Consider the following 12,914-nt stretch of genomic DNA (forward strand, 5'->3'; position numbering starts at 1 on the left):
CTGAAAATGGAAATAGTTTTCAGACGGCCTTTTGTTTGTTAAGATATTTCGCCCGAGAACATACATTTGTTTTTGGTAAAACAACAGAAAAGGCATTCGGAAAGATAGACGGCGAATGCCTTTGCTTGCGGATAAAACCAAACGGCTTCCCATAACGATAAGCAAAAGGCCGTCTGAAAAACAGGAGGACACGATGGACGAACTTTTTATTCAAACGCTGACGATTGCCGGCTCCGATTCCGGCGGCGGCGCGGGCATACAGGCGGATTTGAAGACGTTTCAGATGCGCGGCGTGTTCGGTACCAGCGTACTGACAGCGGTTACCGCACAAAATACTTTGGGCGTATCGGCAGTGCATCCGATACCGACCGACATGATTGCGGCGCAAATTGCCGCGATTCAGGAGGATTTTCAAATCCGCGCCTATAAAATCGGCATGCTGGGTACGGCGGAAATCATCGAATGCGTGGCGGAACAAACCGCCGAATGCGGCTTCGGCAAACGCGTGTTGGATCCGGTCATGATTGCCAAAGGAGGCGCGCCGTTGTTGGAAAATTCAGCCGTCGAAGCCATGAAACGCCTGCTGCTGCCGCATACGGACGTATTGACCCCCAATCTGCCCGAAGCGCAGGCATTGACGGGTATCAATATTGAAAACCGCCAAGATGCGGAACGCGCCGCCAAAATTCTTCAGGATTGGGGCGTGAAAAATGTGGTGATTAAGGGCGGTCATCTTGCCGACAGCCAAAGCGAATATTGCACCGACTGGCTGTTTACGCCATACGAAACCATTGAGCTGAACAGCAAACGTTTCCCAACGCCGCATACGCATGGCACGGGCTGCACGTTTTCTGCCTGTATTACTGCCGAGTTGGCAAAAGGGTTTAGTGTGTCCGAAGCGGTTCAAACGGCAAAAAACTATATTGCCGCCGCCATTTCCCATCCTTTGGGCATCGGGGCAGGGCACGGGCCGGTCAATCATTGGGCGTATCGGGACGAATAATGCGTTCAAATCAATTGTAATTGATTGTATTTTTCAGACGGCCTGACTAGGTTTATCACTTGAAATTGTTTACAATATCGGATTAATGCTTTTACGGATAAAAAAGACACCATGCAAGTTACCTCAAAATGGATAGACGGAATGTGCTTCGTCGGTACAACGGCAAATGGACACAGCGTTGTGATGGAAGGCGCGGCGGCTGAAGGCGAAGTCAAACGCGGCCCCAGCCCGATGGAAATGCTGTTGTTGGGTGTAGCAGGCTGTTCCAGCATCGATGTGGTGATGATTGCCGAGAAACAACGCCAAAAAATCACCGACTGCCGTGCCGAAGTGACTGCCAAACGCGCCGACACCGCGCCGCGCGTGTTTACCGAAATCCATATCCATTTCAAAGTGTATGGTCGGGATTTGCAGGAAAGCGCGATTGAACGCGCCGTACAGATGTCTGCCGAAAAATATTGCTCCGCATCGATTATGCTGGGCAAAGCGGCAAAAATGAGCCACAGCTTCGAGATTGTCGAAACAGAATAGGGCGGTTTCAGGGTGGTCGTGTCGGAGCGTGAACCGGCTACCCACAAAAAAAGCAGATATATTCACGCATTAACATGAATATATCTGCTTGCTTTTTATTCCTTTTTCTTCTCTCTCTATCAGCCTTTATAACTTGGCTTGTTGATCTCATTGTGCAAGTTTCGTTTAACATTGTCAACAATTTTTAATTATATTTTAAACAACCCCGAAAGATGCAGGCTTGTAAACGCTTGCGCCTTAATACGGATACAGGGGAAACATTATGGATTACGAAAATAATACCAACGTTGCGCCTGCAACTTCATCGCTTATTTTGGAAGAGCGTCATGATTCCGAACTCTTCCGCGTGTACGCATTGATTTTGGACGGCATTACCGACCATCTGCTGTTGCCGGGCAAAAAACTGACCGAGTCCGAGCTTTGTCGACAAATGGTTTGCTCGCGCAATACCGTACGTGGCGCATTGTCGCTTTTGGCGCACGACAAAATCGTCGATTTGCAGCCCAATCGCGGCGCATTTGTCCATGTACCGGACTTAAAAGAAATGAAAGACGTGTTCAACACGCGTATCGAAATGGAAAGCATGATTCTGAGCCTCCTTATCGATATGCCTGATTTGGAAATGCGTCTGCAACCGCTTTACGCCATGATTGAGCAAGAGGGTGCAGCCTCCGAAAGCGGCGACCGCGTGGGTTGGAACCGCCTGTCCAATGCATTCCATGTCGAATTGGCGCGACTACTGGGCAATAATGTCCTGTTTGAAATCATGAATACCTTGTGTGCGCGCTCTTCATTGATTGTGGCCGTTTCCGATCCGCTTCGCAAAGAAAAGCGCAACATCGATTCCAATTCACACCATGAACACCGGGAAATTCTCGATTTGTTGCTGGCAGGCAAGCGCAACCGTGTGACCAAAGTCATACGCCGCCACTTGGGCGCGTGTATGGAACGCTTGGAACAGAAACTCGAGATGTAATCGGTTTGACAATAACAAGGCCGTCTGAAATATTCAGACGGCCATTGGTTTATCCCTACAAAACGAAACGCCATGAAACCCAAAATCCAAAGACACGAACATATCCTCACCCTTGTCCGCGAACATAACTTTATGACGGTGGAAGAATTGGCGGCAAATTTGGATGTTACGCCGCAAACCATACGCCGCGATGTGCAAGAGTTGAGCGAGACCGGACAGCTCAAACGCTATCACGGCGGCGCATCTTTGGGCGACGTTTCGGTTGTAACGGCAGGGCAGGAGCGGCGCAACCATCAGCAGCAGGAAAAAAACGCCATTGCCCGTCTGATTGCTTCCACTATTCCCGATAATGCCTCGCTGTTTATCAGCATCGGCACCACCATGGAAGCCGTCGCCGCCGAGTTGGTCAGACAGCGTAAAAATCTGCGGATTATCACCAACAACATCTACGCCGCCTCCATCACTGCGGCGCGTACCGACTACACGGTCATCATCGCTTCCGGCGTGGTCCGCCCCTTGGACGGCGGTATTACCGGCGTGGCGACCGTCGATTTCATCAACCAATTCAAAGTCGACTATGCCATCATGAGTACCCACGGCATAGAAAACGACGGCTCGCTTTTGGATGACGATTACAAGGAAGTCAGCGTCATGCAGGCAATGGTGAACAATGCCCGAGTGCGCTATCTTGGCGTCGATCACAGCAAATTCAACAGCAATGCCTTGGTCAGACTGGGCGATATCGGCGCATTCGATAAGCTGTTTACCGACCGCCCACCATCCGCCGCCATGCAAAAAACCCTAAACGAGCGTGGCGTGGCGTGGCAGGTTGCCGACCCTGTATCAAAGTAGCCAAGTCGGGTACAATTGAGCCATCATTCCATTCCTTTCAGACGGCCTGATTGAATGTTCAGGCCGTCTGAAAACAGAAAATCATTTTCCCATCAAAGAAATATTATGTTGAATAAAGACCAATTTGCGGACAACCATTTCATCCGCACCATCATCGAAGAAGACCTAAAAAGCGGTAAACATACAGCCATCCAAACCCGCTTCCCGCCCGAGCCGAACGGCTATTTGCACATCGGCCACGCCAAATCTATCTGCTTGAATTTTGGTTTGGCGTATATTTACGACGGCTTGTGCAACCTGCGTTTTGACGATACCAATCCTGAAAAAGAAAACGACGAATACGTCAACGCCATCAAAGAAGACGTCGAATGGTTGTGCTTCCATTGGGCTGGCGAGCCGCGTTTCGCTTCCAACTATTTCGACCAGCTTTACGACTACGCCGTCGGTTTGATTAAAGACGGCAAGGCGTATGTCGATGATTTGACCCCTGAAGAAATGCGCGAATACCGTGGTACGCTGACCGAAGCAGGCAAAAACAGCCCTTACCGCGACCGCAGTATCGAAGAAAACCTCGACCTGTTCACGCGTATGAAAAACGGCGAGTTCCCCGACGGCAGCAAAACCCTGCGCCTGAAAATCGACATGGCTTCGGGCAACATCAATATGCGCGATCCCGTCATCTACCGCATCCGCCGCGCCTATCACCACAACACCGGCGACAAATGGTGCATCTACCCGATGTACGACTACACACATTGCATTTCCGATGCCATTGAAGGCATCACGCATTCCCTGTGTACGCTCGAATTTGAAGCCCACCGTCCGCTCTACGACTGGGTGCTGGACAACATCCCCGCGCCGCATGCCACACGCCCGCGCCAATACGAGTTTTCCCGTTTGGAGCTTTTGTACACCATCACATCCAAACGGAAATTGAATCAGTTGGTTGTGGAAAAACACGTTTCCGGCTGGGACGATCCGCGTATGCCGACCATTTCCGGTATGCGCCGTCGCGGCTACACGCCCGAAGGCCTGCGCCTGTTTGCCAAACGCGCCGGTATTTCCAAATCTGAAAACATCGTCGATATGAGCGTGTTGGAAGGCGCGATTCGTGAAGAGTTGGAAAACTCCGCCCCGCGCCTGATGGCGGTTTTGAACCCGCTCAAAGTAACGCTGACCAACTTTGAAGCCGGCAAAACCCAAAGCCGCCGCGCCGCGTTCCACCCGAACCACGAAGAAATGGGCGATCGCGAAGTACCTATTTCACAAACTATCTATATCGAAGCCGACGACTTTGCCGAAAATCCGCCCAAAGGCTTCAAACGTCTGATTCCCGGCGGCGAAGTGCGTTTGCGCCACGGCTATGTCATCAAGTGCGATGAAGTAGTCAAAGACGCGGCAGGCAATGTGGTTGAACTCAAATGCAGCATCGACCACGATACCTTGGGCAAAAATCCCGAAGGCCGCAAAGTCAAAGGCGTGATTCACTGGGTTTCCGCCGAACACGCAGCCGAAATCAAAGTCCGCCTGTACGACCGCCTCTTTACCGTCGAGCGTCCCGATGCCGTGCGCGGCGAAGACGGCAACTACCTGCCGTTTACCGATTTCCTCAATCCGGAATCCATCAAGGAAATCACTGCCTACGCCGAACCTGTCGCAAAAGATTTGCCGGCAGAAAGCCGTTGGCAGTTCGAGCGTATCGGCTACTTCGTCACCGACCGCAAAGACCACAGCAAAGACACGCCGGTGTTTAACCGCACGGTCACGCTGAAAGATTCTTGGCAGCCTAAGTAATCTGTTTGCGACAGCTATATTGAAGGCCGTCTGAAAACTTGAAATCCGGTTTTCAGACGGCCTTTGTCGATAAAGGGATAAGATGGAACGTTATTCTGTACATTTGAAACTGCTGGGAATGGCGGTGTTGTGGGGTGCATCTTGGCCGATGGGGCGGATGCTGGGGCAGTCGCTGCCGCCGTTGACGGGTGGAGCGGTTCGGTTTGTACTGGCTTCGGTTTTGTTGTTGGGCTGGTTGTTTGCGCGCAGCAGGTTTGCGACTTTGGCGGTTTTGTCGGCGCGGCAATGGCTGGGCTTGGCAGTAGCGGCTTCCGTCGGGGTATGTGGCTATGCGGTGTTTTTTATGCTGGGTTTGCAGACTATGCCGGCAGGCAAGGCGGCGGTGGTCGTGGCGTTGAATCCCGTGTTGACGCTGCTGTTGGCGACTTGGTTTTTCGGCGAGCGTTTAAATGCGAAGATTTTGGCGGGTATGCTGCTGGCGGTCGGTGGTGCCATTATGGTGGTAACGCAAGGGCAGCCGTTGACGGTGTTATCGGGCGGCATCAAGGCAGGAGAATGGCTGATTTTTGGCTGCGTGGTCTGTTGGGCGGCCTACACTTTAATTGGACGTGCGGTTTTACGCGGGATAGATGCGCTGACGGTAACGACGGCAACTTCGTTCATAGGTGCGTTGATGTTGTCGGCGGTGGCGTTGTGGACGGATGGAATACCGTTTGAGGCAATAGCGGCAATGGATGGGCGCGGTTGGACGGCCTTGGTGTGGCTGGTCATCGGCGCGACGGTATTGGCCTATGCGTGGTATTTTGAAGGGGTAAAGACTTTGGGTGCAGGCAGCGCGGCGGCGTATATTACGCTCGTGCCGATTTTCGGCGTGCTGTCTTCGGCGTAGTTTTTGGGCGAACCGCTGCATATTTCGCTGGTTGCAGGTTGTGCAGCGGCAGTCGGCGGCATGACGCTGATGCGGTACGGGCAGAAGGCCGTCTGAAGTTGGGCAAATACTCGGATTTTTGATAATAAGATTGCGGTTGCCACGTTACTTCCAGCCGTAATCTTATTGAAGGATAAGACCAAGTTACGGCCTTAGAACCTGTATTCACAAACAACTATTTGATAAATTTTAATATTTGTGAAATATACCCTAGTTTGACAAAATTTTCAGCAGATAAATTCGTCTGCTCAAAATCTTTTGCCAAACGTCGAGACCAACCTAACCATGCAAACGTTCGTTCTACAATCCAACGTTTGGGCAGAATATGCCAAGAAATATCTTGAATTTTCTTTGAAATCTCAACAGTTAAACCCAATTGCTCCGATACTTCGCGCTCAAATGTATTCCGATAACCTGCGTCTGCACAGAAACCTTTTAAACCCGGATAGGTCTCAAACGCTTTTTTTGCTGCAAAAATACCTGCTTTTGTGTCATGAATATTGGCTGCATGAACCACAACAGACAATAGGTTACCCAACGTATCAACAGCTATATGTCGCTTACGGCCTTTGATTTTTTTACCTCCGTCAAAACCTTTATCATGTGCGCCGGAAGCTGTTTTGACACTTTGCGAATCAATAATGGCATAAGTCGGCATCGCTTGTTTTTGATGGATTAAACGTTTTTTTGAACCAATGCCGAAAGAATCCTATCCCATAAGCCTGATTGGTTGGCTCTGCGATAGAAACTCCATACGGTTGGATAAGGTGGAAAATCATTGGGCAGCATACGCCATTGGCAACCTGTTTTGGTAATGTACAAAACGGCATTCACTAATTCACGTTTATCCCATTTGTAGTGGCGTAGCCGGTTAAAATGCGGCTCAATCGCTTGCCATTGGGCATCTGTTAAGTCTGTTGGGTAGGATTTTCCAGTCATAAAGATATTTTATCATTTTTGTGAATACAGGTTCTTAAAATTTATCAAATAGTTGTTTGTGAATACAGGTTCTTATTTTAAACAATATCAGATTTACCTTATAATAATATTAGGCGTGAATATTTACTCTACAATAGACATAACATTGGACATGCATGTTTCCATATAAATAAAAAATTATTGTCCAGCCGATTAACGACACAAAGGCAAACCGTACTTGGTCTGCCTGAGACTGCAGCCTCTGTTTTGGCTCGTATCACAAGCCAAGACAGCTCAAACACAATAACAAAACCTTAGGCTAAACCCATTTGGTTGACACAGTCGAAATACTCATGGGATATCAATGAGCAAACAAGAAAAATTTTTCGACGTATACGTTCCCTATCCGCCGAACACGGATAGGGAGCGCATCCATGCCTGCCTGTATGACAACCTACCTGAAAACGAAGTCGAGAGCCTGATTCAAGCCTTGGCAGAGCGTCCGCAAGCCATTATGGCTGAAAAATGCTCCCAAGACGAGCGCGAAAATGCGCAGCATTACTTCAGCTATTTGGGTTTGGACGTGATCGTCCGTCAGGCTATAGAATTGGAAGCGGTTGAAGAAGAAACTGTGTCGGCAGCCAATACTCCCGACCCTATCCAATGCCCCATCTGCATGACGATTATCGACGAACTCGACGCACAGGAATGTAAAACCTGCAACTTTGATTTGACAGAAAAAATGAGTTGGCCATCCAGCGCAAACGCATTGAATGGCAGGAAAAAATCTCTTTCGAGCATAAAAAACAAACCGAAATTGCCCACAAGCTCAAATATGAACGCGAGCAGGAAGAGAAAAACTGCGCAAAAAAATCCGTGCCGAATTGGAATCCCAATTACGCGAAGAGCTAGGCCAAAATCCTGAGTTGGCCGCACTTGCAGCGAGGAAGAAAACACAGTTTCTGCTTACAATGGCTATCGTGTTCGCCGTTTTGAGCCTGCTTGCACTCGGCTATATCGCTGCAAAATTCTTCTAAACTGATTTCAAAACTTAAGGCCGTCTGAAAACAGATTTTCAGACGGCCTTTTATTCCTTATTGATTGAACCATTTCAATCAAGCCTCTTGCACATCAACGTCCACCGACCATCGGATTTTGCCGTCCCTGTTCTGCTGCAACACCTGCACCCACAAACTCACGGCGCGGTGCAAATCCTGTCGGGACGGAGATTCGATGAAAATTTGCGCGCGTTCGCGTTCGGCGAGGCGCACCATCAGCATCGGAGCGGCACCAAACTGGGAAACGCTTTCGGGCAACAGCGGGGCAAGGGTTTCTTTGGCGGCGTTGAGAAATTCCATCGCATCGGCAACGCGCGGCGCGTCGGCGCGGACGGCGGTCTGGAAACCGAAGGGCGGCATCGCGAACATTTGCCGCTCGTTCAATTCGTTTTCGGCAAACACGGCGTAGTCCTGCGCTTTGACGGCGGCAAAAACGGGATGTTCGGGCAGTTGGGTCTGTATCAACACCTTGCCGGGTTTGTCGGCGCGCCCCGCCCTGCCGGACACCTGCATCAGCTCGGCGAACAGCCTTTCCGGGGCGCGAAAGTCCGCGCTGTACAGGCTGCCGTCGGCGTTCAACACGATAACGAGGTTGAGCCGCGCGAAATCATGCCCTTTGGCGAGCATCTGCGTGCCGACCAAAATGTCGATTTTGTTGTCGGCGATGCGGCGATACAAATCCGCCCAGTCGTTTTTGTGCGCGGTGCTGTCCCTGTCAACACGAACGACGGCTGCCTTGGGCAGGAAGGCGCGCAGGGTTTCTTCGACGCGCTGCGTGCCGTGTCCGACGGCGGTCAGATCTTGGTTGCCGCAGTCGGGGCATTTGAACGGGACGGGTTCGCGGTGGTCGCAGTGGTGGCAGCGCAGTTGGCGGGCGCGTTGGTGCAGCACCATTTTGGCGGAGCAGTTCGGGCAGCCGAAGGTATGGCCGCAGTCGCCGCAAAACAGCGCGGGCGCGAAACCGCGACGGTTGAGGTACACCAGCGACATACCGCCCGCTTCAAAGTTCTGTTTCAAAAGCTGCAAGGCTTGCGGCGAGAAACCGTTGTCGAGTTTCAGACGGCCTACGTTGAGGATGTCCACTTGCGGCAGTTGCGCGGCGGTATGGGCGCGTTCGGTCAGTTGCAGCAGGCGGTACGCGCCGCTTTGCGCCTTGTGCCAGCTCTCCAAGCTGGGCGTGGCACTGCCCAACACAACGGGGCAGCCGCCCTGCTTCGCCCGCCACACCGCCAAATCGCGGGCGTGGTAGCGCAATTCGTTATCCTGTTTGAACGAGCCGTCGTGTTCCTCATCGACCACAATCAGCCCGACATCATCCATCGGCGTAAACACCGCCAGCCGCGTGCCGATCACCAGCTTCGCCTGCCCCGACATCGCGCGCAAATAATCCTGCGTGCGCTTGCCTGCCGCCATCTGACTGTGCAACACGGCGGTCGGCACGTCGGCAAAACGGTTTTCCACCCGCTTCAAAAGCTGCGGCGTGAGGTTGATTTCGGGCAACAGAAACAACACCTGCCGCCCCTGCGCCAACACTTTCGCCATCGCATCAAAATACACCTCGGTCTTGCCGCTGCCGGTGATGCCGTACAGCAGAAACGGCTGGAAGCGTCCCAATGCCGTCTGAATGGCATCGGAAGCCTGCCGTTGGTCGGCATTCAACACAAATCCGGCGTGCGAAGCCTGCCCGTGGCACGACCTTAAAACCGGTTTCGCCGCTTCCGCCGTTTCAATCCAACCCTGCTCCGTCCAATTTTCGATTAATTTCACCGCCTGCGCGTTTACCTGCTTCAACGCTGCCATCGTCATTTCGCCCGACAGCAGCGCGTCCCACAAAGCCGCTTTTTTGTTGAACCGCGCCGGCGGCGGCGTTTGCGCCCTGCCTGCTTCGTTTAAAGCATAAAACAAGGGCGGCTGCGGCATTTCCACCGCGCGCGTTTCCTTCAAACCTTGCGGCAATGCGGCAAATACTGCCTGCCCGGTCGGATAGTGGTAATAACGCGACGTAAACGAGAGCAAATCACGCCAGCTTTCGGGCAGAGGCGGCTCGTCCGAAAAGGCCGTCTGAACGCCCAAAATCCGCGCCGTATCCATATCCGGCGCAATATCCGTTTCCCACACTATCCCGACCACGGTTTTGTTGCGGAAAGGCACAAGCACCCGCACGCCCTGCGGCAGCGGCTCGGAATGGGAATAAGTCAAAAGGCCGTCTGAAAGCGGCACGTTTACGGCGATACGGTGGTAGAACATACAAACAATCAAATTATTTTTTCGTATTTTAACAGCCGAAAGCTATTTTCAGACGATAATTTGAGCCTGAGTACAATGCAGACATGACAGAGGTTTGATACAATGCCTTATTTCAACACACGCAAGTCTCTCGCATGAAAACCAAGTTAATCAAAATCTTAACACCGTTTGCCGTCCTTCCTTTGTTGGCATGCGGTCAACCTGCCGTATCCAACGCCAACGCGGCGCCTGCCCCTGCTGCCAAAGCGGAAGCGCCTGCCGACAAATCCGTTGCCGCTTCTTTGAAAGCGCGTTTGGAAAAAGTCTATGCCGCCCAAGATTTGAAAGTTTTGAGCGTCAATGAAACACCGATTAAAGGCATTTACGAAGTTGTCGTCAGCGGCAAACAAATCATCTATACCGATGCCAAAGGCGACTATATGCTCGTTGGCGACCTCATCAACGTCAACACGCGCCAAAGCCTGACTGAAGAACGCGCCGCCGATTTGAACAAAATCGACTTCGCTTCCCTGCCTTTGGACAAAGCCATCAAAGAAGTTCGCGGCAACGGCAAACTGAAAGTCGCTGTTTTCTCCGATCCGGACTGCCCGTACTGCAAACGCTTGGAGCATGAGTTTGAAAAAATGACCGACATCACGATTTATACCTTCATGATGCCGATTCCAAGCCTGCACCCTGATGCCGCGCGCAAAGCCGAGCTGTTGTGGTGTCAACCTAATCCGACCCAGGCATGGATCGACTGGATGCGCAAAGGCAAACTCCCAAGCGGCAAAGCAAACTGCGAAAACCCTGTTGCAGAAACCACTTCATTGGGCGAACAATTCGGCTTCAACGGCACACCAACCTTGGTCTTCCCTAACGGCCGCAGCCAAAGCGGTTACAGCCCTATGCCTCACCTCAAAGAAATCATCGAGAAAAACCAGTAATACAGGGTTTAATCTCCATAAAGGACGCTTTACGCGTCCTTTTTTCATGTCGCTCTCCATCAACTGCCTTCAGACGGCCTCAATACAGACAAATATAAAAAAGGACGTGTCCAACACGTCCTTTTTTCCCTTTACCTTACAGGTAGAATTTTTCAATTACTTTCAGGTTTTCATCCAATTTGTACACCAGCGGCTGACCGGTTGGGATTTCCAAGCCCATGATGTCTTCGTCGGAAATGCCTTCGATGTGTTTGGCCAACGCACGCAGGGAGTTGCCGTGTGCCGCAACCAATACACGTTTGCCGCTCAAGATGGCCGGAGCGATTTGGTCTTCCCAGAAAGGTAGGACGCGCTCGAGGGTAACTTTGAGGTTTTCGCCATCAGGTACGACATCGCTAGGCAGGTTGGCATAGCGGCGGTCGTTGTGGGCGGAGTGAGGGTCTTTAGGGTCAAGCAGTGGAGGCAGGGTATCGTAGCTGCGGCGCCAGATGTGGACTTGCTCGTCGCCGTATTTTTCTGCGGTTTGTTTTTTATCCATACCTTGCAGTTGGCCGTAGTGGCGCTCGTTCAAACGCCATGATTTGATTTGTGGAACAAACAGTTGGTCGGATTCTTCCAAAACGATGTTACAGGTTTTGATGGCACGGGTCAGAACGGAAGTAAAAGCGATGTCGAACTCGTAGCCCTTCTCTTTCAGCTTTTTACCTGCTGCTGCGGCTTCTGCCAAACCTTGCTCGCTCAGCTTGACGTCGCGCCAGCCGGTGAAAAGGTTTTTCGCGTTCCATTCGCTTTGTCCGTGACGGATGAATACTAATTCCATGATAGTTTGCTCCAATGAAGTTTGGGAAAAGGTATTTATAGCACACTTTGCCGCCGCGCTGATAACGCCGGCGGTTTCTTTTGATATGTTGCAAATTTGCTTTTAGTCTTCAGACGGCCTTATCGGAAGGTAAACGTCAAAACGCGTGCTTTTGCCTGTGTATTGATAAGCAGGTTTGCGCCCGTCGAGAAATTCGCCCAAGCGCGGGCGTTTGACGACAATGCGTTTTTTGGCGGTATTCAATGCCGCATCCAACAACTCGGCTTCGTCTTGTGCCGCGCCGACCAAGTCGTGAAAGTAAGCCATTTCTTTTTTCACGGCGGCGGTTTTGCGACGCTCCGGATACATCGGGTCGAGGTACACTACATCGGGTCTGCCGTTTTGCGTTGCCAATGCCTGCATTAAATCAACGGCATTACTGAAGTGCAAAGTAATACGCGGGGCAATCTCCCGTGTCTCTTCACTTTGCCCTGCCCTGTTGAGGCCGTCTGAAAGTAGACAGGCAACGGCAGGATTTTGTTCAAAAGTTTGTACCTTCAAACCCAACGAGGCAAGCACAAAACTGTCGCGCCCCAGTCCGCCGGTAGCGTCCCAGACAGTCGGTTGCGCAGTGTGATTGACTGCTTTGGCAATCAACTCGCCTCCGCCTTTAGTACGCCGATAATGGGCGGCACCGCCATCAAAATCAACGCGGACACGGCCTTTTTCACCGGCGCGGCACAAGCTGATGCCACTTTCGTCAGCGATAAGGAAACTGCCTTCTTCAGGCTGCCGGTCGATAACGGTCAGCCCGAAAGGCGCAGCAAGGCTGCGAAGTTCGGCAGATGCGGTTTCGTCAAAATAAATCTTGTACATAAGGCT

At 51.5% G+C, this 12,914-nt stretch carries 12 protein-coding genes and 1 pseudogene; 8 read left to right on the plus strand and 5 right to left on the minus strand.

Annotation, left to right across the window (positions count from 1 at the left end; all coding sequences use genetic code 11):
* Nucleotides 1-193 precede the first annotated feature (193 nt).
* The 6 genes and pseudogenes from thiD to FAH67_RS07645 all read left to right on the plus strand — a co-directional run bounded on the left by thiD (nucleotide 194) and on the right by FAH67_RS07645 (nucleotide 6,141).
* Nucleotides 194-1,003 (plus strand): bifunctional hydroxymethylpyrimidine kinase/phosphomethylpyrimidine kinase, encoded by an 810-nt coding sequence (gene thiD, locus FAH67_RS07620; RefSeq protein WP_039863669.1) that lies wholly within the window; start codon nucleotides 194-196, stop codon nucleotides 1,001-1,003.
* A gap of 111 nt (nucleotides 1,004-1,114) precedes the next feature.
* Nucleotides 1,115-1,534: an OsmC family protein gene (locus tag FAH67_RS07625; protein ID WP_003679886.1), complete on the plus strand. Its 420-nt coding sequence runs from the start codon at nucleotides 1,115-1,117 to the stop codon at nucleotides 1,532-1,534.
* Nucleotides 1,535-1,796: 262 nt separating this feature from the next.
* Nucleotides 1,797-2,510 carry a GntR family transcriptional regulator gene (locus FAH67_RS07630; protein WP_003679890.1) on the plus strand — a complete coding sequence of 238 codons (714 nt, stop codon included), beginning with the start codon at nucleotides 1,797-1,799 and terminating at the stop codon, nucleotides 2,508-2,510.
* 72 nt (nucleotides 2,511-2,582) lie between these two features.
* Nucleotides 2,583-3,362: a DeoR/GlpR family DNA-binding transcription regulator gene (locus FAH67_RS07635; protein WP_063068458.1), complete on the plus strand. Its 780-nt coding sequence runs from the start codon at nucleotides 2,583-2,585 to the stop codon at nucleotides 3,360-3,362.
* A gap of 105 nt (nucleotides 3,363-3,467) precedes the next feature.
* Nucleotides 3,468-5,156: a glutamine--tRNA ligase/YqeY domain fusion protein gene (locus tag FAH67_RS07640; RefSeq protein ID WP_039863671.1), complete on the plus strand. Its 1,689-nt coding sequence runs from the start codon at nucleotides 3,468-3,470 to the stop codon at nucleotides 5,154-5,156.
* Nucleotides 5,157-5,238: 82 nt separating this feature from the next.
* Nucleotides 5,239-6,141: pseudogene (locus FAH67_RS07645) on the plus strand (DMT family transporter).
* A gap of 118 nt (nucleotides 6,142-6,259) precedes the next feature.
* Here FAH67_RS07645 and FAH67_RS11860 read toward each other — a convergent pair.
* Together FAH67_RS11860 and FAH67_RS11865 are read right to left on the minus strand one after the other, a co-directional pair.
* The gene (locus FAH67_RS11860) at nucleotides 6,260-6,742 is read right to left on the minus strand and encodes an IS5 family transposase (protein WP_112890680.1); all 483 of its coding nucleotides are present in this window, start codon (nucleotides 6,740-6,742) and stop codon (nucleotides 6,260-6,262) included.
* Nucleotides 6,743-6,759: 17 nt separating this feature from the next.
* Entirely contained in the window at nucleotides 6,760-7,023 is a 264-nt protein-coding gene (locus FAH67_RS11865) for a transposase (RefSeq protein ID WP_112890679.1), read from the minus strand.
* 343 nt (nucleotides 7,024-7,366) lie between these two features.
* Here FAH67_RS11865 and FAH67_RS07660 point away from each other — a divergent pair, with 343 nt between their 5' ends.
* On the plus strand, nucleotides 7,367-7,927 hold the full coding sequence (locus FAH67_RS07660) for a hypothetical protein (RefSeq protein ID WP_003679820.1): 561 nt from the start codon (nucleotides 7,367-7,369) through the stop codon (nucleotides 7,925-7,927).
* A gap of 190 nt (nucleotides 7,928-8,117) precedes the next feature.
* Here the strand turns inward: FAH67_RS07660 and FAH67_RS07665 are convergent, their stop codons facing one another.
* Nucleotides 8,118-10,307 carry a primosomal protein N' gene (locus FAH67_RS07665; protein ID WP_003679821.1) on the minus strand — a complete coding sequence of 730 codons (2,190 nt, stop codon included), beginning with the start codon at nucleotides 10,305-10,307 and terminating at the stop codon, nucleotides 8,118-8,120.
* 134 nt (nucleotides 10,308-10,441) lie between these two features.
* Between FAH67_RS07665 and FAH67_RS07670 the strand changes: the two genes are divergently transcribed.
* Nucleotides 10,442-11,233 (plus strand): DsbC family protein, encoded by a 792-nt coding sequence (locus FAH67_RS07670; protein ID WP_003679822.1) that lies wholly within the window; start codon nucleotides 10,442-10,444, stop codon nucleotides 11,231-11,233.
* Nucleotides 11,234-11,369: 136 nt separating this feature from the next.
* Here the strand turns inward: FAH67_RS07670 and FAH67_RS07675 are convergent, their stop codons facing one another.
* Complete coding sequence (locus FAH67_RS07675; protein WP_003679823.1) at nucleotides 11,370-12,053, minus strand: 2,3-diphosphoglycerate-dependent phosphoglycerate mutase; 684 nt, start codon at nucleotides 12,051-12,053, stop codon at nucleotides 11,370-11,372.
* A 102-nt stretch (nucleotides 12,054-12,155) separates the two neighbouring features.
* A complete protein-coding gene (locus FAH67_RS07680; protein ID WP_003679824.1) occupies nucleotides 12,156-12,908 on the minus strand; it encodes a class I SAM-dependent methyltransferase in 753 nt (250 codons plus the stop codon).
* Nucleotides 12,909-12,914: the final 6 nt, after the last annotated feature.

Source organism: Neisseria flavescens (assembly GCF_005221285.1).
GTDB classification, from domain to species: Bacteria; Pseudomonadota; Gammaproteobacteria; order Burkholderiales; family Neisseriaceae; genus Neisseria; species Neisseria flavescens.